A 22200-nucleotide genomic window follows, 5' to 3' on the forward strand; every position below is an offset into this window, starting at 1 on the left:
AGAGAAACCTGCTTCGACCCATGCTCCCTCACGGTCTCGTAACCAAAGGGAACCACGGTCTGAAGCAGGTTGAATTTAGCTTACAAGGGGACCCGGAGCGCAGCGCAGGGCCCAGGTAGGGGCAAGCCCTTTTGGTTTCTTTTGTGGCGACTGACAAAAGAAACTCGCGCGTAAGGCGCGAAACAAAACGCTCAGCGCACGCGGTCACCTAGACAAAAGAGCAAAGCAAAACCCTCTCCCCAGCCCTCTCCCGCAAGCGGGCAGAGGGGGCCAATCACCGCCCCCCCGCAGCACCGCACACAAAAAAGGCAGCCCGTAGGCTGCCCCTTCATTCACGCCGCACTAAACGTCTTGTGCGGATCAATCACAAACTTCTTCGGCACCCCGGCATCGAACTCCCCATACCCACGCGGCGCGTCGTCCAGACTGATCACCTGCACCCCCACCACCTCGGCAATATTGATCCGATCCCACATGATCGCCTGCATCAACTGCCGGTTGTACTTCATGGTCGGCGTCTGCCCGGTATGGAAACTGTGCGACTTCGCCCAGCCCAACCCAAAACGAATACTCAGGCTGCCCATCTTCGCCGCCTGATCAATCGCACCCGGGTCTTCGGTCACATACAACCCCGGAATGCCGATCTTGCCCGCCACCCGCACCACACCCATCAACGAGTTGAGTACGGTCGCCGGCGCTTCATGCTGCGCCCCGGCATGGCCATGACCGCGAGCCTCAAACCCCACCGCATCGACCGCACAATCCACTTCCGGCTCACCCAGCAGCGCAGCAATCTGCTCATGCAACGGCGTGTCCGTAGACAGGTCGGCAATCTCAAACCCCTGCGCCTTGGCATGGGCCAAACGCACCGGGTTGACGTCGCCGATGATCACCACCGCAGCACCCAGCAAACGTGCCGACGCCGCAGCCGCCAAACCTACCGGCCCGGCACCGGCCACGTACACCGTGCTACCGGGACCAACGCCAGCCGTCACCGCACCGTGGTAGCCGGTGGGCAGAATGTCCGACAGGCAAGTCAGGTCGCGGATCTTCTCCATCGCCTTGTCACGGTCCGGCAGTTTCAACAGGTTGAAGTCGGCATACGGCACCAGCACGTATTCCGCCTGGCCGCCGACCCAGTCGCCCATGTCGACATAGCCATAAGCACCGCCCGGGCGGGCTGGGTTTACGGTCAGGCACACACCGGTGTGTTGCTCCTTGCACGAACGGCAACGCCCGCACGCGACGTTGAACGGCACCGACACCAGATCACCGATCTTCAGGTGCTCGACATCACTGCCCTTCTCAATGACCTCACCGGTGATTTCATGGCCGAGCACCAGCCCGACCTGCGCAGTGGTACGGCCACGAACCATGTGCTGGTCGGAGCCGCAGATATTGGTGGATACCACTTTGAGGATGACCCCGTGCTCGATCTTGCGCCCGCGCGGGTCCTGCATTTTCGGATAGTCGATCTTCTGAACTTCGACCTTACCGGCGCCGAGATAAACGACGCCACGATTACCAGACATAGGTGATTCTCCGTTTTGTTTTTGTGGTTACAAAAGCGCAGCCAAACAGTGCCGCGCGGTTCTGCACTGGAGTTATGTGTGGAACGGAAGAGGCCGCTTAATGGCAGAGCGCAATGCCCTCTTCAGGGTGAAACTCAATCCTTGTGGGAGGGGCTTTAGCCGCGATGCTTTTAAGACCAACAGCTCGCGGCTGAAGCCCCTCCCACATAGAGCAAGATCAAAAGGCTTAAAGCACCACAGTCCGGCTGGCGTTGAGGAACACGCGCCGTTCAATGTGGAAACCCACGGCCTTGGCCAACGTCAGGCATTCGATGTCGCGGCCTTTGGCGATCAGGTCTTCGGGGTAGTGGCTGTGGTCCACCGGCTCTACGCCCTGGGCGATGATCGGGCCTTCGTCGAGGTCGTTGTTGATGTAGTGGGCGGTGGCACCGACCAGCTTCACGCCTTTCTCGTAGGCCTGGTGATACGGCTTGGCGCCTTTGAAACCGGGCAGCAGCGAGTGGTGAATGTTGATCGCCCAGCCGTCGAGCTTGCGGCACAGCTCCGGCGACAGCACTTGCATGTAACGGGCGAGAATCACCAGTTCGGCACCGGTGTCGGCGATCACCTGCATCACCTTGCGCTCTTGCGCCGGCTTGTCGGCCGGGTCGAGGGCGAAGTGGTGGTAGGGAATGCCGTGCCAGCGCGCCAGCGGTTCGAGGTCGGGGTGGTTGGAGACCACGGCGACCACGTCCATCGGCAACTGGCCGATGCGTTGGCGGTAGAGCAGGTCGTTCAGGCAGTGGTCGGCCTTGGAGACCATGATCACCACCTTGCTGCGGTAGTTCGGCGGGGTCAGCTCGAAGTCCATGCCGAAACTCGCCACCCGCGCGGCCAGGCCGTCGCGGAAATCCAGCTCGGCGAAGGTTTCCGGCTGGCGGAATTCGATGCGAATAAAGAACCGCGCCGACAGCCGATCATCGAAGCTGTGGTGCTCGGTGACGTAGCAGCCCTGCTCGAACAGATAACGCGTCACCGCATCCACAGTGCCGAGAATGCTCGGGCAGGAGGCGGTGAGAATCCAGGTATCGGGGGTGCGGCTCATGGGGTACTCCACAAAGAGTTGGGGGACCCTTGTGGGAGGGGCTTCAGCCGCGAGCTCTTGATCTTAAAAGCATCGCGGCTAAAGCCCCTCCCACAAAAGCGGGCCTTGAGCGCTTAGGCTTTCACTGCCAGCCCATATTCCTGACTGGCATCCTGCAACCACAGCCAGAAGTAGTCGGAGAAGCTGCGGCGTACCAGCAGCTCCCAGGTGTCTTCAGCCGTGTGGCGAATCACCAGCTGCGACTTGGCGAAGGTGGTGCCCACCGCCTTGCCAACCGGGAAGTTCTTCGGGTGCACGTCATAGCTGGTGGACTTCATCAGCAACTCACGCACCTTGTTGCCGGTGAGTTCCAGAATGGTCTGGCCGCCGCTGACGTTCACCACCTGAATGTGCTGACCATCCAGCGCTTCACGCAGTTTTTTCTCGGCGTCGAATTCAGTGCCGCCGGGGACGACCAGCAGCCACTCGTCCGGGCCCATCCATTGCAGCGAGCTTTCACCCGAGCTGACCACCGCCAGAGCGCCCGGCAATTCCAGGCCGGTGGCTTTGTGGATGGCGCCGGCAAACGCGGCGTCATGGCCATCGCCACGGATGGTCAGGTGGCCGAGCAATTTGCGTTCGCGCAGCTGAATACCGGCGCTGCTTTTGCCCTTGCCGGCGGCATCGGCCAGGCCGGCGTGGAACAGCGGAGACTCGGCCTGACCGCCCTCGGGACGCTGCTGATAAACGTTGATAGCCGTCATACGAACCTCACTGGCAAACCGTGGAGAGAGTGGAGATCACACATTCTGCTGCTCCCCTTTCGGGTCGAAGAACACCGAGCTGCAGATTTCCGCTTCGACAAAACGGCCATCGGCCAGCGGTGCAAAGACCTTCTCGCCCATGCGCTTGAGGCCGCCTTTGACCATCGCCAGGGCAAAGCTGTAACCCAGGCTGGCGCTGAAGTAGCTGGAGGTGACGTGGCCGACCATGGCCATTGGAATCTGCTGCTGGGTGTCGAACACCAGTTGTGCGCCCTCAGGCAGCACGAACTTGGGGTCCACCGGTTTGAGGCCGACCAGCTGCTTGCGGTTTTCCCGCACGCAGTCTTCGCGGTTCATGCCACGCCAGCCGATCCACGAGAACGGCTTGGTACGGCCAACGCACCAGCCCATGTTCAGATCGTCCGGGGTCACCGAGCCATCGGTGTCCTGGCCAACGATGATGAAGCCCTTCTCGGCGCGCAGCACGTGCATGGTTTCGGTGCCGTATGGCGTGAGGTTGTACTGCTTGCCGGCCTCGACGATTTTTTCCAGCACGCCCATGGCGTAGTCGGCCTGCACGTTGATTTCGTACGACAGCTCACCGGTAAACGAGATGCGGAACACCCGCGCCGGCACGCCGCCCACCAAACCTTCTTTCCAGGTCATAAAGGGGAAGCCTTCACGGTCCAGGTCGATATCGGTGACTTCGCTCAACAGCTTGCGGCTGTTGGGGCCGGACAGGGTCATGGTGGCCCAGTGATCGGTGACCGAGGTGAAGTACACCTTCAGCTCTGGCCACTCGGTCTGGTGGTAAATCTCCAGCCACTGCATGACGCGCGCCGCGCCGCCGGTGGTGGTGGTCATCAGGAAGTGGTTGTCGGCCAGGCAGGCGGTCACGCCGTCGTCGAACACCATGCCGTCTTCTTTGCACATCAGGCCATAACGGGCCTTGCCCACGTCCAGCTTGGTCCAGGCGTTGGTGTACACGCGGTTGAGGAACTCGCGGGCATCCGGGCCTTGAATGTCGATTTTGCCGAGGGTGGAGGCGTCCAGCAGGCCGACGCTGTCGCGCACGGCTTTGCATTCGCGGCCGACGGCGGCGTGCAGGTCTTCACCGTTTTTCGGGAAGTACCACGGGCGTTTCCACTGGCCGACGTCCTCGAACTCGGCGCCTTGCGCCAGGTGCCAGGCGTGCAGCGCGGTGTAGCGCACCGGGTCGAACAGCGCCCCGCAGTTGCGCCCGGCCACGGAACCAAAGGTTACCGGGGTGTAGTTGGGACGGAACATGGTGGTGCCCATCTGCGCAATGCTGATGTTCAGCGAACGGGCGGCAATCGCCAGGCCGTTGATGTTGCCGAGCTTGCCCTGGTCGGTACCGAAACCGAGGGCGGTGTAGCGTTTCACGTGTTCGACCGACTCGAAGCCTTCACGGGTGGCCAGCTCGATACCGGCGCTGGTGACATCGTTCTGCAGGTCGACGAACTGTTTCGGGCCACGGGCGGTGGATTTCTCGTGGGGCACCTGGAACAGCGCAATGCTGGCTTCTTCGCTACGCGCCGCGACGCTTGGCACTTCGCCGCTGACCGGGGCAAAACCGGCTTCACCAGCGGCTTTTACCCCGGCTTCGAAACCATCGGCGAGCACGTCGCCGAGTTGGAACACGCCATTCACGGCACCGGCGCACACGCGTTTCTGGAAGCCTTCGCCCGGCACAAAGGCCAGCAGGTCTTCCCGCCAGGTCGGCTTGCCGCCCAGGTGCGATGCCAGGTGCACAACCGGGCTGTAGCCGCCGGAGCTGGCCACGGTGTCGCAGTCCAGCCACTCGCCGGGGCTGGTGACTTTATGACCAACCGGGTCGATGGCGGCAATACGTGCCGCGCTGACGCGTTTGCTGCCACGGGTTTCGATCACCGCGCTGCTGGTCAACACACGCACGCCTTTGGCGCGGGCTTCTTCCACCCAGGCGCCGCGAGGGTTCGGGCGGGCGTCGGCAATAGCGACCACCGTCAGCCCGGCTTCCAGCCAATCCAGGGCCACGCGGTAGGCGAAGTCGTTGGTGGTCGACAGCACCAGCTGTTTGCCCGGTGCCACGCCATAACGGCGCACATAGGTGGAGACGGCGCCGGCCAGCATATTGCCCGGCACATCGTTGTTGCCGTACACCAGCGGCCGCTCGTGGGCGCCGGTGGCCAGCACCACCCGTTTGGCGCGTACACGGTGCATACGCTGACGCGTCTCGCCCATTGGCGCGACGTCGCTGACATGGTCAAAGCGGCGCTCGTGAATGGTCAGGAAGTTGTGGTCGTGGTAACCGTTGACCGTCGAGCGCGGCAACAGCAGCACCTCCGGCATGCTCTTCAGTTCAACCAGGGCCTTGGCCACCCAGTCGGCCGCCGGGCGACCGTCGAGGCTTTCGCGGCTGTCCAGCAACTGGCCGCCGAACTCTTCCTGCTCGTCCGCCAGAATCACCCGGGCACCGGCACGGCCAGCGGCCAGCGCTGCTGCCAGACCGGCCGCACCACCGCCCACCACCAGCACGTCGCAGTGCTGGTTCATGTGGTCGTAACGGTCCGGGTCATTCTCTTTCGGCGCACGGCCGAGGCCCGCGGCTTTACGAATGTATTTCTCGTAGGTCATCCACATCGACTGTGGATACATGAACGTCTTGTAGTAGAAGCCGGGCGCCATCATGTCGCCGCCGACCTTACCCAGAATGCCCATGATGTCGTTGTTCACACTCGGCCAGCCGTTGGTGCTGGTGGCGACCAGGCCGCTGTACAGCGCCTGCTGAGTGGCCCGCACGTTGGGGATCTGGGTGGCTTCACGGGAACCGATCTGCAGCACCGCGTTCGGCTCTTCGGCACCGGCGGCAACGATGCCGCGTGGGCGCGAGTACTTGAAACTGCGGCCGATGATGTCGACACCGTTGGCCAGCAGGGCGGCGGCCAGGGTGTCGCCGGCAAAACCCTGATAGGTGGTGCCATTGAAGGTGAAGGTCAGCGGCTGGTTACGGTTGATCCGGCCACCGTTACTCAGGCGGTTGATCTGGCTCATGCCTGTTCTCCTGCAGCGCTGGCTTTCGGTTTGGCGGTCACTGAGGGTTTCTCGCCAATCTTGTAGGTTTCGAAAATCTCGTAGCTGATGGTGTCGCGCGTCGCGTTGAAGTACTGGCGGCAACCGGCGGCGTGAATCCACAGCTCGTGGTGAAGGCCACGGGGGTTGTCACGGAAGAACAGGTAGTCACCCCACTCCGCATCGGTGCAGGCGTTCGGGTCGAGCGGGCGAGGAATGTGGGCCTGGCCGGCCGCGTGGAATTCCTCTTCAGCGCGTAACTCGCCACAGTGAGGGCAGAAAATTTGCAGCATGGCCGTACCTCCAGAATTCGTGTTTTGCCCCCCTCTGCCCACTTGTGGGAGAGGGGCTGGGGGAGAGGGTTTTGTGTTGCAGCTACCCTCTCCCGCCCTTCGGGCACCCTCTCCCGCAGGCGGGAGAGGGGCATCAGCCGTCGCCGTTGGCGACCTTTTAGTGCGCTACCGCCGCAGCGCCGTGTTCGTCGATCAACGCGCCGCTGTGGAAGCGGTCCATCGAGAACGGCTTGGCCAGCGGGTGCATCTCGCCAGTGGCCAGGCTGGCGGCAAACACATGGCCCGAACCCGGCGTGGCCTTGAAGCCACCGGTGCCCCAACCGCAGTTGAAGAACAGGTTAGGCACCGGGGTTTTGCTGATGATCGGGCAGGCGTCCGGCGAGGTGTCGACGATGCCGCCCCACTGGCGGTTCATCCGCACGCGGCTGAGCACCGGGAACATCTCGACGATGGCCTGCAGGGTGTGTTCGATGGTCGGGTAGGAACCGCGCTGGCCGTAGCCGACATAACCGTCGATACCGGCGCCGATCACCAGGTCGCCCTTGTCGGACTGGCTGATGTAACCGTGCACGGCGTTGGACATGATCACGCTGTCGATAATCGGCTTGATCGGCTCGGACACCAGCGCCTGCAACGGGTGCGATTCCAGCGGCAGGCGGAAACCGGCGAGCTTGGCCATGTGCCCGGAGTTACCGGCCGTGACCACACCCACACGTTTGCCACCGATAAAACCTTTGCTGGTTTCGACCCCGATGACCACGCCGTTTTCCTTACGGAAGCCGATCACTTCGGTTTGCTGAATCAGGTCCACACCCAGGGCGTCGGCGGCACGGGCATAGCCCCAGGCCACGGCGTCGTGACGGGCTACGCCAGCGCGGCGTTGCACGGTGGCGCCCATTACCGGGTAGCGGGTGTTTTTTGAACAATCGAGGTACGGAATTTCGGCCGCGGTCTGCTTGGCATCCAGCAATTCGCCGTCGATGCCGTTGAGGCGGTTGGCGCTCACGCGGCGTTCAGAATCGCGCATGTCTTGCAGGGTGTGGCACAGGTTGTAGACACCACGGGGCGAGAACATCACGTTGTAGTTGATGTCTTGCGACAGCCCTTCCCACAGTTTCATCGCGTGTTCGTACAGGTGGGCCGATTCATCCCACAGGTAGTTGGAGCGCACGATGGTGGTGTTGCGCGCGGTGTTGCCGCCGCCCAGGTAGCCCTTTTCGATCACCGCCACGTTGGTGATGCCGTGCACTTTGGCCAGGTAGTACGCCGTGGCCAGGCCATGGCCGCCACCGCCGACGATGATCACGTCGTACACCGGTTTGGGTGTGGGGTTGCGCCACATGCGCTGCCAGTTTTCGTTATGGCTGAGCGAGTGCTTGAACAGGCCGAAGCCGGAATAACGTTGCATCAGAGGTGCTCCTCGCTGCGTCCCCGCGCCGACTGCTGGCGCGAGGCTCAAGAGATCAGATCATTGGTAAACCGGGAAATCCGCGCACAGGGCAGCCGCTTGCTTGGCCACCTGCGCCTCGACATCGGCATCGCCGAGGTGGTCGAGGATGTCGCAGATCCAACCGGCCAGTGCCACGCTCTGCGCCACTTTGAAACCACGGGTGGTGATGGCCGGGGTGCCAATGCGCAGGCCCGAGGTCACGAACGGCGACTGCGGGTCGTTGGGCACGGCGTTCTTGTTCACGGTGATACCGGCACGGCCAAGGGCGGCGTCGGCGTCTTTGCCGGTGAGGCCCTGGCGAATCAGGCTGACCAGGAACAGGTGGTTGTCGGTACCGCCGGACACCACGTCGTAACCGCGCTCGATAAATACCTTAGCCATGGCCTGGGCGTTGTCGATGACTTGCTGTTGATAGACCTTGAAACCAGGCTCCAGCGCTTCCTTGAAGCACACCGCCTTGGCGGCGATCACGTGCATCAGCGGGCCGCCCTGGCCGCCGGGGAATACCGCGGCCTGGAATTTCTTCTCCAGGTCCGGATTGGCCTTGGCCAGAATCAGACCACCGCGCGGGCCACGCAGGGTTTTGTGGGTGGTGGTAGTGACCACATCGGCATAGGGCAGCGGGTTCGGGTACAGACCAGCCGCCACCAGGCCGGCAACGTGGGCCATGTCGACGAAGAAGTAGGCGCCAACCTTGTCGGCGATCTCACGGAAGCGTGGGAAGTCGAGGGTTTTCGAGTAGGCCGAGAAGCCGGCGATGATCATCTTCGGCTTGTGCTCGACGGCCAGGCGCTCGACTTCGTCGTAATCGATCAGGCCGGTTTTGGTGTCGATGCCGTACTGCACGGCGTTGTACAGCTTGCCGGAAAAGCTCACTTTGGCGCCGTGGGTCAGGTGGCCGCCGTGGGCCAGGCTCATACCCAGCACGGTGTCGCCGGCTTGCAGAAGGGCCAGGTAGACAGCGGCGTTGGCCTGACTGCCGGAGTGCGGCTGGACGTTGGCGTAATCGGCGCCGAACAGCTCTTTGGCGCGATCGATGGCCAGCTGCTCGACTTTATCCACATGCTCGCAGCCGCCGTAGTAACGCTTGCCCGGATACCCTTCGGCGTACTTGTTGGTCAGGCCACTGCCCTGAGCTTGCATCACGCGTTTGCTGGTGTAGTTCTCCGAGGCGATCAGCTCGATGTGGTGCTCCTGACGGGCTTCCTCGGCATCCATGGCTGCCAGCAGTGCATCGTCATAGCCTTTGATCTGGTCGTTTTTGCTGAACATCTCGGTCTCCAGCGACAGCGGTTGCCGCATTGTTGTTAGGGCGCCCGCCCGGACTGCGGGGCGGTTCTGCGTTGTTAGCGATTCTGCGAAATAGCCAGCGCAGCCATATGCCTGTTTGCGACGTCAAAATGCTCAAACTGACCAAGCCTTCAAAACCGCAAATCGCGGCTAAAGCCGCTCCTACGGTTCACACAATCCTGTAGGAGCGGCTTCAGCCGCGATGCCTTTAGCCCACAACACCAGCTAAAGTGTTGCCCATCGCCGTTCCCAGGAAGTCCGCCATGACCGACAACACCCAGCAATTCGCCAGCGACAACTACTCCGGCATCTGCCCGGAAGCCTGGGCCGCCATGGCGCAGGCCAACCAGGGCCATGAGCGCGCCTACGGCGAAGACCAATGGACCGCCCGCGCTTCCGACCACTTCCGGCGCCTGTTCGAAACCGACTGCGAGGTGTACTTCGCCTTCAACGGCACCGCCGCCAACTCCCTGGCCTTGTCGCAGTTGTGCCAGAGCTACCACAGCGTGATCTGCTCGGAGACCGCCCACGTCGAAACCGACGAGTGTGGCGCCCCGGAGTTCTTTTCCAACGGTTCCAAACTGCTCACCGCTCGCACTGAAAACGGCAAGCTGACGCCGGCGACCATCCGCGAAATCGCCCTCAAACGTCAGGACATCCACTACCCCAAACCGCGTGTAGTGACCCTCACCCAGGCCACCGAAATCGGCAGCGTGTACCGCCCCGAAGAGCTCAAAGCCATCAGCGACACCTGCCACGAACTGGGCCTCAACCTGCACATGGACGGCGCCCGCTTCGCCAACGCCTGTGCCTTCCTCGACTGCTCGCCGGCCGAACTGACCTGGAAAGCCGGCATCGACGTGCTGTGCTTTGGCGGCACCAAAAACGGCATGGCCGTCGGTGAGGCGATTCTGTTCTTCAACAAAGACCTGGCCGAAGACTTCGACTACCGCTGCAAACAGGCCGGCCAGTTGGCCTCGAAAATGCGTTTCCTCTCCGCCCCCTGGGTCGGCTTGCTGGAAAACGACGCCTGGATGAAATACGCCCGCCACGCCAACCACTGCGCGCGCTTGCTGGCCGAACTGGTCAGCGATATTCCGGGGGTCAGTCTGATGTTCCCAGTGGAGGCCAACGGCGTGTTTCTGCAGCTCTCGGAACCAGCCATTGAAGCGCTGCGGGCGCGGAATTGGCGGTTCTATACGTTTATCGGGGCCGGCGGGGCGCGGTTTATGTGCTCGTGGGATACGGAAGAAGCGCGGGTACGTGAGTTGGCGGCGGATATTCGGTTGGTGATGCAGGCGTAGGCCGGCGTCCCCTCCAAAAGCCTGGGTCCCAGCCTTCGCTGCGGTCCGACGATTCGGGACGACGGTGGGCTTAACAAAATCTCCGGTCGTCCCAGCGCAGGCTGGGACCCAGAATCTTTAGCCAACCACCACTCACTGAGTTTTTCATGGAAGATCGACACCCCAATAAATCACTGCCGCAACTGCTGATGCTGCTCCCCCTGGAACTCAGCTGGATTGCCCTCACCCTGCTTTCCCCCGTATTCCTGCCATTAAGCCTGGGCGCCCTTTTCTGGCTCACGCTGTTCCCCGCCTGCGCCCTGTTCAACCGCTTCCGCGGCCAGGTGCCCTACCGCCTACAACAGCTGCAATTCTTCTGGCTAATCGGTTTGGGGATTGGCATCGGCCGCTCAATTCCTGCGTTCTGGTTGGCGTTCTGCGTGGGCGCAGCGGTGATGATTGGCGGCCTGGTTTTGCTGATCAAACTCCCCAAACGCCTGGGCTGGACCCTGGAAGAACAAAAGCCTGCCACGCCCGACGCACTGGAACCCACTCCCACCACGAGCGAATGGCGCGGCGCCAGTGCCTGGGGTGGCGGCGAGCCCGAGGTGACGCCCGAGGGCGAGCCGATTCGCCTCTTGGACGTCTGCGAAATCGCCATGGGCGGCCCGCTGGTCTGCGACTACCTGCTGCCCGACGGCAGCGTGGTCTTCAACGCCAGCCCCTCGGCGCAGTTCTCAACCAACGGGCGCTATTTTGTCTCGCCCATGCCCAGCCGGGGCCGCTGGGGCTTGCTGATTTACGACCGCCAGGAGCGTCTGCTGCATCACTGCAACATCGACCAGTTCTGGGAGCTGGATGAAGTCACCGATACCGAAGTGGTCGGCCGGGTCAGCCCGCTGACCTCGGACGCGGCGTATCGCCTGTCGTTGAGCGACCTGCTCGCCAATGCCCAGGTGCAAACGATGGTCGCCGTGCGCGATCTGTGGCTGCCGGACGCGTTCTGGCAGCACCTGCAAGCCGACCACCAATCCCGCACGCTGCCGGCGCCCAACGGCGCACCGAAGCTGGAACTGCATACCTGGATTCCCGACAGCCTGATGCCGATGGAAGATCCACTGGCACCGCTGCGCTATCCCGTCGGCGAGCTGTGGCTGGACGGCGCGGCCACCGGCCTGATGTTGCGTCAGCCCGATCCCGAAATGGTGTTCAGCGATAACGGCTCGGCCTTTGTCTGTGCGGCCACGCGCGGCGAGCACAGCGGCTACTGGTTATGGCAACGCGGCCAGGCGTGGCGCTTGCTGGATAACCTCTGGCAACGCCTCGACCGCGAACCCCACAGCACCTCGCCCGATCTGATCGCCCTGGAAGCCGAGCACATCCGCCTGCGCATGGAGTGGGCGCAGCCGAGTCTGGAGTACGGCGACCACGGCCCCGTGACCTCGTACACCTACAGCCAGCTGGAGCTGGAAGTCGGCCAGACGCGGCGCGGCAAACCGCAGCTGGGTTATGCCAACATGCCGGAAGTGGACTTGCTGTTGCCGCTGAACGACGCGCCACTGTTGCTGCAAAGCGCGCCGCTGAAAAATGGTGAACGCATGACCTGGCAACCGCTGCGCGACAGCAAGAAAGGCGACCTGAGCGCCTACCAATGCCAGATCGGAACCTGGCAGGTGCCGGGCGACTGGGTGCTGGAACATCGGGTGTCCGACTGCGGCCACTTTATTGCCCTGATCGCCTTCGCCGACGCACCGGCGGTGCTGCACCGCGTGGCGATTGCCGAGCCGCGTAGCGAAAGCCTGCATTGGCTGGCCGACGATATTCTCGATGTTCATCTGCAGGGTTTTATCCACGGCCAACTGCACCTGCTGCGGTTGCTGGGACGCAATCGGTATGTGCCGGTTACCGGGCCCGACCAGGGCAATCCCGAGCGGGAAAGTCAATTTGAACAACCCGCCCCGGCGCCGGGGCTGGCCTATGAGTTTGCGCAGCGCGACGGTGATTGGCGGCTGTTTTACCGGCAGCAGCATGCCAGCCTCGAACAAGGCGCGTGGCGGCTACAAGCGCATCGCGGCTGAAGCCGCTCCTACGGACAGCGCAATTCTGTAGGAGCGGTTTCAACCGCGATCCCTGCAAACGGCAGAACCTGACCAAATACCTGGCCGCCCCCACCATCTGAACTATGTTGTTGCTCCTGAACCTCAGCCGGAGCACCCGCATGGCCAGCCTTATTCTCCATTACGCCCCGCAAAGCCGCTCCCTGGGTTCCCTGGTGTTGCTGGAAGAACTCGGCGCACCCTATGACCTGCATGTCATGAGCTTGAACGACGGCGACCAGCGCCAGCCGGCCTACCTGGCGATCAACCCGATGGGCAAGGTGCCCGCCATCGTCCACAACGGCGCGCTGATTACCGAGCAAGCCGCGATCTTTATCTACCTCGCCGATCTGTTCGCCCAGGCGGCCCTGGCACCCGCAATCGACGACCCGTTGCGCGGGCCGTACCTGCGCTGGATGGTGTTCTATGGGTCGTGCTTCGAACCTGCCGTGGTAGACCACTCGCTGCAGCGCGAACCCGCACCCAAGCGGCGTTCGCCCTATGGCAGCTATGACGAGGTATTGGCGGTAGTCGCGGCGCAGTTGGCCAAAGGGCCGTATCTGCTGGGGGAACGCTTTAGCGCGGCGGACGTGTTGTGGGCCTCGGCGTTGAACTGGACCACGCACTTTGGCGTGGTGCCGCTGTTGCCGGCGTTCAAAGCCTATATCGATCGCGTCACCAGCCGCCCGGCGTATAAGCAGGCGACAGCGAAGGATGCGGAGTTGTTGGCCAGACAAGAAGAGGGGTCGTAGGAGTGGCTTCAGCCGCGCCCCCTGCAAACGTCAGAGGTCAACCGCATCGCGGCTGAAGCCGCTCCTACAAGGATGGTGTAATCCTAGTAGTCGATGACCACATCCCCTTTGGGCACACTGCAGCACGACAGGATGTAGCCTTCATCCACGTCTTCGTCGGTGATCCCGCCGTTGTGTTCCATCTCCACTTCACCGGACGTTTTCATCACCTTGCAGGTGCCGCAAATACCCATGCCGCACGCTTTGGGAATATGCAGCCCGAGCTTGGCAGCGGCCGCGTGCACGGTCTCGCCCGGTGCCACGCGAATGCTTTTGCCGGTGGCGGTGAACTCCACCTGATTGAGGTCGGCCGCATCCGGCGCGGGTGCATCGGCGGCCTGCTCGGCGTGCACGATGGCTTCGGCTTTGTCCTCGGCCGGCGTCGCGCCAAAGGACTCTTCGTGGTAGCGGCTCATGTCGAAGCCATTGGCTTCCAACAGACGCTTCACCGCGCTCATATACGGCGTCGGGCCGCAGCAGAAAATCTCCCGCTCGCGGAAATCCGGGGCAATCAGTTCCAGCATCGGCTGGTTCAGGTAACCGCGGTAACCGGCCCAGGGCTCACCTTCACCGTGCTTCTCGCAGATGATGTGCAAGGCAAAGTTGCGGATGCGCGAGGCCATGTGGTCGAGCTCGCGGCGGTAGATCACATCGCGCGGCGAGCGGGCGCTGTGGACGAACACCATGTCGACATTGGCATTGGTGTCGAAGTACCAGCGCGCCATCGACATCACCGGCGTGATGCCGACGCCGCCGCTCAGATACAGCACTTTGTCGTTGGGGAAATCGATGGCGTTGAACAGGCCGACCGGGCCGTGCACCGGCAGCTCATCGCCCTCTTTCATATTGTCGTGCAGCCAGTTCGACACCTTGCCGCCAGGCACGCGCTTGATGGTCAGCGAGAAGCTGTAGGGCACCGAAGGCGAGCTGGAAATGGTGTACGAACGCATGATCGGCTGGCCGTCGATCTCCAGTTCCAGGGTGACGAATTGCCCTGGTTTGAAGAAGAACATGATCGGCTGGTCGGCCATAAAGCAGAAGGTGCGCACATCCCAGGTTTCCTGGATCACCTTGACGCAACGCACCAGATGACGGCCATTGGCCCAGGTCTGGGTGTTGACCGGATTGAGGAAGGTGTTGGACATGTTCGCTCCCGCGCTGACGCCTAGTGACGCCTGACCTGTGATGCCAAGCACTATGGAGGCGATTGTGGGCACGCGCCTAGTGGGCCACTTACCTATCTGCGACATCGGCATGCTCACCGCGACCAGCCCCCAACCATAGGGGCTAGCGCGTCGGAAACGGAATTGGCCGTGTCGCCCATGGATAAGGCCATCTACACGCCCGACCCCACACTCCACCTCATTCTAGAGAGCGCTGTACAAGCGCCTTGCGTGAACACCAACCGCCATTTTTCGCTGCGCGCACACCGCGATCAGCCATGAGGACAACGAGATGGACACCACTACCCTGAGTTTGGGCGACCCGCTGGAACCGGCACGCAAGGCCACCGCCGACATGCTGCAAAAACGCGAGCGCACCTATTCGCTGCCGCAGCCGTTCTACAGCGACGAGCGCCTGTTCGATATCGACATGCAGGAGATCTTCCACAAGGAATGGCTGATCGCCGGCATGACCTGCGAGATCCCGGCCAAGGGCAACTACCTGACCTTCCAATTGGGCAAGAACCCGATCGTGGTTATTCGTGGCGCCGATGGTGTGATCAACGCCTTCCATAACGTCTGCCGCCACCGTGGCTCGCGCCTGTGCACCGGCGAGAAAGGCAAGGTCGCCAAGCTGGTGTGCCCGTACCACCAGTGGACGTATGAACTCGACGGTCGCCTGCTGTATGCCGGCACCGAAATGGGCGACGACTTCGACATGAAGAAGTTCGGCCTCAAACCCGTGCATGTGAAAGTGGCGGGCGGCTACATCTTCGTGTCGCTGGCCGAAAACCCGCCCGCCATCGACGAATTCCTCTCCACCCTGGCTCATTACATGGAGCCCTACGACATGGAGAACACCAAGGTGGCGGTGCAAACCACCTTGATGGAAAAAGCCAACTGGAAGCTGGTGATCGAGAACAACCGCGAGTGCTACCACTGCAATGGTTCGCACCCCGAGCTGCTGAAAACCCTGCTGGAGTGGGACGACGTCACCGACCCCCGCGCCGACCAGGCCTTCAAAGACCACGTGGCCGCGTCCGCTGCCGCCTGGGATGCCGAGAAGATTCCCTACGCCCACGCCAGCTTCGGCCTGCGTAACCGCATCGTGCGTATGCCGCTGCTCAAAGGCACCGTGTCGATGACCCTGGACGGCAAACAGGGCTGCCAAAAATTGATGGGGCGGATCAAAAACCCCGACCTCGGCTCCATGCGCATCCTGCACCTGCCGCACTCGTGGAACCACTGCATGGGCGACCACATCATCGTGTTCACCGTGTGGCCGATCAGCGCCCAGGAAACCATGGTCACCACCAAATGGATCGTGCACAAAGACGCCGTTGAAGGCGTCGACTACGACCCGGTGCGCATGCGTGAAGTGTGGGATGCCACCAACGACCAGGACCGTCGTCTGGCCGAAGAAAACCAGCGCGGGATCAACTCCACCGCGTACCAGCCCGGGCCGTACTCGAAGACCTATGAGTTTGGCGTGGTGAACTTTATCGACTGGTACAGCGAGCGGTTGTTGAGCAACCTCGGCGCGGCGCCAGCGCCCTACCTGTACGGCATCAAGACCCAGTGATGGCCGTTGCCCTCTCCCCTCTCCCGTAGACGGGAGAGGGGAATCCATCGCCTAACTCGCGACTTGCTCGGTTAGGCTCCCTCGCCCGCCTGCGGGAGAGGGCGGGGGGAGAGGGTTGGGTCCAACGCACATTCAGCGCTACACCCTGAACCGCGCCACCATCCCATTCAATTCCACCGCCAAGCGCGACAGATCCTGGCTCGCCGCCGCGGTCTCATTGGCCCCGGCCGATGACTGCAGGGACAGGTCGCGGATATTGGTCAGGTTACGGTCCACCTCTCGCGCCACCTGCGCCTGCTCTTCCGAGGCGCTGGCGATCACCAGGTTGCGTTCGTTGATGGCGGAAATCGCCACAGCGATTTCATCCAGCGCACCACCTGCCGCCTTGGCCACCTCCAGGGTCGAGCGCGCCCGCTCATTGCTGTTCTGCATGGCGCTCACCGCCTGATCAGTGCCGTGGCGAATGCCACCGACCATCTGCTCGATCTCTTGCGTCGACTGCTGCGTGCGATGGGCCAATGCCCGCACTTCATCGGCCACCACGGCAAATCCGCGCCCTGCCTCACCGGCACGCGCGGCTTCGATGGCGGCGTTCAGGGCGAGCAGGTTGGTTTGCTCGGCAATCGAACGAATCACATCGAGCACCTGGCTGATGTCGCGCACCTTGTCGGCCAGTTGCAGCACCTGATCGGCGGAGGTAGTGACATCGTCGGCCAGGCTGGAAATCGAGTTCACCGTCTGCTGCACCTGCTCGCGGCCACGTTGGGTGGTGCGGTCGGATTCGCGCGAGGCTTCGGAGGTGATCACCGCGTTGCGCGCCACCTCTTCCACCGCCGTGGTCATCTCGTTGACGGCAGTGGCGGCCTGCTCGATTTCATCGTTTTGCTGGTGCAGGCCACGGGTGGAATCTTCGGTGACCGCACTGAGTTCTTCCGATGCGGACGCCAACTGGTTGGAGGAATCGGCAATGCTCTGAATGGTGGTGCGCAGGCTTTGCTGCATGGTGTGCAACGCGGCGAGCAAACGTGCCGGCTCATCAGAGCCATCCACCTGGATACGTTCGGTGAGGTCGCCTGCGGCGACGATTTCGGCACTGCGCAGCGCGCGGTTCAGCGGGTTGACGATGCTGCGGGTCAGCAGCAGGGCCAGCAACACGGTGGCGATGGCCGCCACGACCATGGTGATGATCACCCAGGTGCGGGCGCTGTAGAACGTCGCACTGGAGGACGCGGCCGCCGCGTTGACGCCCTTGGTGTTGTATTCGCTCAGCGCGCGCAAGGCCTTGGCCATGGCGTCGGCCTGGGCGTTCATCACCCCGCTGACCACTACCAGGGCTTCATCCAGCTTGTTCTGTCGCGACAGCTCCATGACCTTTGCCTGCTCTTGCAGGTAAGCGCTTTGGGCGGTCTTGAAGGCTTGATAGAGCGTGGTTTCTTCGCCGCCATCAATCATCGCTTCGTAGCGCGCCTGGGCTTCTTGCATGTCGCGCTTCAACTGCTCGGCGCGGGCTTCGTTGTCCTTCAGCGCCTGCGGCTCACGAATCAGCAACAAGCGCAGGGTGATGGTGCGCAGCCGCAAGGCACTTTCACTCAGGTTGCCCAGCGCCAGCACGCTGGGCATCCACTCCTGGTCTACCTCGGCGGCCTCCTCACGCATGCTCGCCATTTGCAGCAAGGCGAAAGAGCCGAGGAAAAACACCAGCAAGGCCACCAAAGCAAAGCCGATGCCGGCACGCGGAGCGATATTGAGACTGCGAAGGTTCATGAAGAGTCCGTCCTTTAAAACCGATGGGTAACACGTGAGTACGTACCGAAGGCCGCGCACATCAGCTATTGCAGCCTAACTGCCTATCGGCGGCAAACTGCCACTACTTGAAGCGACGCCCTAACAAAAACCCAAGTCCCTGCGGCACTTGGGCTTTTCGGCGACTCTCGATTAGTAACAGGATATTTCCGGCGTTTTACACCTTGAAGCGCGCCACCATGCCGTTCAAGCCCACCGCCAGGCGCGACAATTCCTGACTGGCAACCGCCGTCTGGTTGGCACCGGTTGAGGACTGCAGGGACAGGTCGCGGATGTTGGTCAGGTTGCGGTCCACTTCCCGCGCCACTTGCGCCTGTTCTTCCGAGGCGCTGGCAATCACCAGGTTGCGTTCGTTGATAGCAGAGATCGCCACGGCGATTTCATCCAGCGCGCTGCCGGCGGCCTTGGCCACGTCCAGCGTCGCCCGGGCGCGTTGGTTGCTGGTGTGCATGGCGCTCACCGCCTGGTCGGTGCCCAGGCGAATGCCGCCAACCATCTGTTCGATTTCCTGGGTCGACTGTTGGGTGCGATGGGCCAGGGCGCGCACCTCATCGGCGACCACGGCAAAGCCGCGTCCAGCCTCACCAGCCCGCGCCGCTTCGATGGCGGCGTTGAGCGCCAAGAGGTTGGTCTGCTCGGCGATGGAGCGGATCACGTCGAGCACCTTGCTGATGTCGCGCACTTTGTCCGCCAGTTGTTCCACCTGGTTGGAGGAGCTGGTGACGTCATCGGCCAGGCTGCTGATGGAGTTGACCGTTTGGCGCACCTGCTCGCGGCCATGCTGGGTGGTGCGGTCGGATTCGCGCGAAGCTTCGGAGGTGATCACCGCATTACGCGCCACCTCCTCCACCGCGGTGGTCATCTCGTTGACGGCAGTGGCCGCCTGTTCGATTTCATCGTTCTGCTGGTTCAGGCCACGGGTGGAGTCTTCGGTCACCACATGCAGCTCTTCGGCTGCTGAGGCCAACTGGTTGGAAGAGTCGGCAATGCTCTGGATGGTGCTGCGCAGGTTCTGCTGCATGGTTTTCAGGGCTTCCAGCAAGCGTGCCGGCTCGTCGGTACCGTCGACCTCGATACGCTCGGTAAGGTCGCCCGAGGCCACTACCTGGGCGATGCCCAGGGCGCGCAACAAAGGTTCGACAATGCTGCGCGTCAGCAACAGCGCCAGCACTACGGTCACCACGCCAGCCAACACCATGGTGACCACCATGCTCGCCCGCGCACTGGAAAACACCACGCTGGAACGCTCTTTGGCACTCTGCGCGCCCTGGGTGTTGATCGCCGTCAGGCTGTCCAGCTCGGCGGCCATGGCGTCGCCAAACTGCACCAAGGCTCCGTTAGCAATCGCCGTGGCCTCGTCGAATTGTTTTTGTTGGGCAAATTGCAGCAGTTTTTCCTGCGCAACCTCGTAGCCCTGCATGGCCGCGGCAAAACGCTGATAAGCGGCGCGCTCCTCGGGACTGGAGATCAGCGGCTCGTAGCGGCGCTGGTCGTCGGCCAGGGTTTGCTTGAGCTTTTGCGCCCGTTCAACGTTGATTTTTTGTTCGGCATCGCTGCGGTTGACCACCAGGCGCAGGCTGAGGGAGCGCAGGCGCAGGGTGTTCTGCGCCATGGAGTCCAGCGCCAGGATGCTCGGCAGCCAGTTGTCACTGACCTCCAGCGCGTCATCGCGCATGGCCGACATTTTCAGCAGCGCGAAGCCGCCAAGAAACAGCACCATCAAGGCCAACAGGCCGAACCCAAGGCTGGCACGGGGGGCAATATCGAGCTTTCGCAACATGGCTGTCGTCCAGGTAAGTAAGCCGGACGGCAGCCGCCAGCCCGGCACAAGACCGATGGCGAGCCAGAAATTCCGGGCAGGTGCGCCCGCAGGGGAAGCCATGGGTTCGCGTACGGCACGCACGGCGGCCGTAAGGAAAACATAGCGTTGATTGGCCGGGTTGGCAGCGCCGCCCGGCGGGTGTGAAGCGCGAAGCGCAGTGGCCTAGCGAATCACGCCTTCTTCCAGCAGAAGCTTGAAGATCGCCTCGGCGCCCTCCTCGGCACTCACATCCTTGAGCACCTGGCCGCCACCGCCCGCCGCTTTGGCGGTGGCCGCTTTCATCCGCTCGGCGCCGGTTTTGGCCTTGATCACCTTCAGGCGTTTGGGCCGTGGCCGCGCCGGTTGAAAGTTGGCGCTGGTCAGCAAATCGTCTTCCAGCACTTCGACTTCATCGGCCCACAAGGTGCCTCGCCGTGCCGGACCGAACGCGCTTTGCCGCGCCGTAGGGGCGGCGTTGTCGACACTGGCAAGAAACGGCAAACGCACCTGCAAGCGCCGCCGCTGGCCGCGCGGCAAGGCTTGCAGCACCTGCGCCACGCCATTCTCGACCTTCTCCACTTCGGCCAGGCCGACCACCAATGGCCAGCCCAGGCGCTCGGCCAACAGGTAAGGGAGCATGCCCGAGCCTTCGCCGGTTTCCGCCTGGCTGCCGGTGAGCACCAGTTGCGCACCACTCTCCTGGAGATAGTCGAACAGCGCCGGCAGCGCATCGGCGCCATCCGGTTGCTGTAACACGCTGAGTTCGCTCAGGCCCATACCGAGGTAAGCGCGCAGCGCTTCTTCTTCAGCGTTGCCGGCATGCAGCACCTGCAGCTGCTCGCCGGCCAGGCGCAGGCCGAGTTCGACGGCGCGGGCGTCCTGCTCGGCACGACGGGCGCGGCCGGAAGTCGGGTGGGCGCCGATTGACACCAGGCACAACACGTTGAATGGCTTAGGCTGCATCGCGATTGCCTCCGGCGCGGTGCGCGGCCATGCGTTCAATAAGCGCGGCAAGAATCGCCGCCGAGTCGCCGATCACCGAGAGATCGGCGCGTTTGATCATGTCGCAGCCGGCATCCAGGTTCACCGCCACCACCTTGTCGCAGGCACCAATGCCTTGCAGGTGCTGGATGGCGCCGGAAATCCCCACGGCCAGATACACCCGCGCCGTGACCCAGGTACCGGTGGCGCCGACCTGGCGGTTGCGCGCCATATAGCCGTCGTCCACCGCCACCCGCGAGGCGCCTTCAGTGGCACCGAGGGCCTGGGCGGTGCGGTGGAACAGGTCCCAGTCTTTGACGCCGTTGCCGCCGGAGAGAATAAATTCAGCTTCGGCCATCGGCGTTGCCGCCGGGTCGACGGCCACCGCACCGAGGTCTTCGATACGAGGCAGGCAACGGGCGACTTCGTTATCCAGGCTGATCGCCAAGGCTTCATGACGGGTTTCGCTGACCGGCTCGGCGCATTCACTGGCAGCCAGAATTACCCGCGCCAATGGGCGTTGCAGATCCTGTTGGCCAGCGCCGGCGCGGCCAATACAGTGCTCGTCGGTGACTTGCCAGACGCGGGTGGCCGGGCGTTCGCCCAGCTGTGCAGCCAGACGCCGACCGAGTTCGCCGCCACCGCTGCGGCTGTCCGGCAGCAACCAGTGGCGGGGCTGGAATTGCCGCTCAATGGCGGTCAGCGCCTGCACCTGCTGCTCTGGCGCATAGCCGCTGTAGAGCGCGCCTTCGAACTGCAGCAGGCGGTCAACGCCTGCGGTGTCGAAGCTACTTTCCTTATGCTCGCCGAATACCACCGCCAGTACTGCGCCCTCGCTGCCAGCCAGCTTGTGGGCCAGGCCCAGCAGGTCGCGGTCGTGGGTGGTCAGGCGGCCGCCGACCAGGTCGGGGACTACCACGATGTAGAAGCGTGGCGCGGCGACCGTGTGCATCGGCAGTTGTACGGCAGCGGTCTGGGTAGAACGCTTGGCTGTGCCGCCCTGTTGGGCGCCGCTGCGGTCGATGCGTTTGATCCCGTTGGGGCCGATAAAGCCGACGGCATGGGGGTTCTTGCGGATGATGCCGTTGGGGCCCATCCAGTTGGTTTCGCTGCGCTGCAACGTGGCGTGCAAGGGGTGCAGGCGGTTGCGGGCGATGCGCTCGGCGCGGGGGTCGCGGCGGATGATGTCAGACATGGGTAGTTCTCCGGCCTTGGAGCAAGGGCCAAGGGCCCCTC

Annotated in this window: 16 protein-coding genes; 4 read left to right on the top strand and 12 right to left on the bottom strand. The window is 62.9% G+C overall.

All coding sequences use genetic code 11. The annotated features are described in order from the left end of the window. Window positions 1–332 precede the first annotated feature (332 nt). The 7 genes from fdhA to glyA form a co-directional block, all read right to left on the bottom strand. The gene (fdhA, locus tag C8K61_RS03960; protein ID WP_108094902.1) at window positions 333–1532 is read right to left on the bottom strand and encodes a formaldehyde dehydrogenase, glutathione-independent; all 1200 of its coding nucleotides are present in this window, start codon (window positions 1530–1532) and stop codon (window positions 333–335) included. Between the two features lie 226 nt (window positions 1533–1758). Beyond that, complete coding sequence (gene purU / locus C8K61_RS03965; RefSeq protein ID WP_108094903.1) at window positions 1759–2616, bottom strand: formyltetrahydrofolate deformylase; 858 nt, start codon at window positions 2614–2616, stop codon at window positions 1759–1761. A 113-nt stretch (window positions 2617–2729) separates the two neighbouring features. After that, window positions 2730–3359, bottom strand: coding sequence for a sarcosine oxidase subunit gamma (locus C8K61_RS03970; protein WP_108094904.1), 630 nt, complete (start codon window positions 3357–3359; stop codon window positions 2730–2732). Window positions 3360–3395: 36 nt separating this feature from the next. After that, window positions 3396–6413: a sarcosine oxidase subunit alpha gene (locus C8K61_RS03975; RefSeq protein WP_108094905.1), complete on the bottom strand. Its 3018-nt coding sequence runs from the start codon at window positions 6411–6413 to the stop codon at window positions 3396–3398. Next, the gene (locus tag C8K61_RS03980) at window positions 6410–6724 is read right to left on the bottom strand and encodes a sarcosine oxidase subunit delta (protein ID WP_108094906.1); all 315 of its coding nucleotides are present in this window, start codon (window positions 6722–6724) and stop codon (window positions 6410–6412) included. The genes C8K61_RS03975 and C8K61_RS03980 overlap by 4 nt, the downstream gene beginning before the upstream one ends. Before the next feature lie 157 nt (window positions 6725–6881). After that, window positions 6882–8132, bottom strand: coding sequence for a sarcosine oxidase subunit beta family protein (locus C8K61_RS03985; protein WP_108094907.1), 1251 nt, complete (start codon window positions 8130–8132; stop codon window positions 6882–6884). A 60-nt stretch (window positions 8133–8192) separates the two neighbouring features. Then, complete coding sequence (gene glyA, locus C8K61_RS03990; RefSeq protein WP_108094908.1) at window positions 8193–9446, bottom strand: serine hydroxymethyltransferase; 1254 nt, start codon at window positions 9444–9446, stop codon at window positions 8193–8195. Window positions 9447–9727: 281 nt separating this feature from the next. On the opposite strand from glyA, the gene C8K61_RS03995 reads away from it, so the two are divergent. The 3 genes from C8K61_RS03995 (at window position 9728) to C8K61_RS04005 (ending at window position 13595) form a co-directional block, all read left to right on the top strand. Continuing rightward, window positions 9728–10768, top strand: coding sequence for a low specificity L-threonine aldolase (locus tag C8K61_RS03995; protein ID WP_108094909.1), 1041 nt, complete (start codon window positions 9728–9730; stop codon window positions 10766–10768). A gap of 146 nt (window positions 10769–10914) precedes the next feature. Beyond that, complete coding sequence (locus tag C8K61_RS04000) at window positions 10915–12825, top strand: ferredoxin (protein ID WP_108094910.1); 1911 nt, start codon at window positions 10915–10917, stop codon at window positions 12823–12825. A 140-nt stretch (window positions 12826–12965) separates the two neighbouring features. Beyond that, the gene (locus C8K61_RS04005) at window positions 12966–13595 is read left to right on the top strand and encodes a glutathione S-transferase family protein (protein ID WP_108094911.1); all 630 of its coding nucleotides are present in this window, start codon (window positions 12966–12968) and stop codon (window positions 13593–13595) included. A gap of 83 nt (window positions 13596–13678) precedes the next feature. Here the strand turns inward: C8K61_RS04005 and gbcB are convergent, their stop codons facing one another. Then, window positions 13679–14779 (bottom strand): glycine-betaine demethylase subunit GbcB, encoded by a 1101-nt coding sequence (gbcB, locus tag C8K61_RS04010; protein ID WP_108094912.1) that lies wholly within the window; start codon window positions 14777–14779, stop codon window positions 13679–13681. Between the two features lie 310 nt (window positions 14780–15089). On the opposite strand from gbcB, the gene gbcA reads away from it, so the two are divergent. Next, the gene (gene gbcA / locus C8K61_RS04020) at window positions 15090–16379 is read left to right on the top strand and encodes a glycine-betaine demethylase subunit GbcA (RefSeq protein WP_108094913.1); all 1290 of its coding nucleotides are present in this window, start codon (window positions 15090–15092) and stop codon (window positions 16377–16379) included. A gap of 138 nt (window positions 16380–16517) precedes the next feature. Here the strand turns inward: gbcA and C8K61_RS04025 are convergent, their stop codons facing one another. The 4 genes from C8K61_RS04025 to C8K61_RS04040 all read right to left on the bottom strand — a co-directional run bounded on the left by C8K61_RS04025 (window position 16518) and on the right by C8K61_RS04040 (window position 22159). Next, complete coding sequence (locus C8K61_RS04025) at window positions 16518–18143, bottom strand: methyl-accepting chemotaxis protein (RefSeq protein WP_108094914.1); 1626 nt, start codon at window positions 18141–18143, stop codon at window positions 16518–16520. Between the two features lie 196 nt (window positions 18144–18339). Then, the gene (locus tag C8K61_RS04030) at window positions 18340–19962 is read right to left on the bottom strand and encodes a methyl-accepting chemotaxis protein (protein WP_108094915.1); all 1623 of its coding nucleotides are present in this window, start codon (window positions 19960–19962) and stop codon (window positions 18340–18342) included. Window positions 19963–20166: 204 nt separating this feature from the next. Further along, a complete protein-coding gene (locus C8K61_RS04035; protein ID WP_108094916.1) occupies window positions 20167–20946 on the bottom strand; it encodes an electron transfer flavoprotein subunit beta in 780 nt (259 codons plus the stop codon). Then, a complete protein-coding gene (locus C8K61_RS04040; protein WP_108094917.1) occupies window positions 20936–22159 on the bottom strand; it encodes an electron transfer flavoprotein subunit alpha/FixB family protein in 1224 nt (407 codons plus the stop codon). Before C8K61_RS04040 ends, C8K61_RS04035 begins: the two co-directional genes overlap by 11 nt. Window positions 22160–22200 lie beyond the last annotated feature (41 nt).

Source organism: Pseudomonas sp. GV071, assembly GCF_003050835.1.
Classification (GTDB): Bacteria; Pseudomonadota; Gammaproteobacteria; order Pseudomonadales; family Pseudomonadaceae; genus Aquipseudomonas.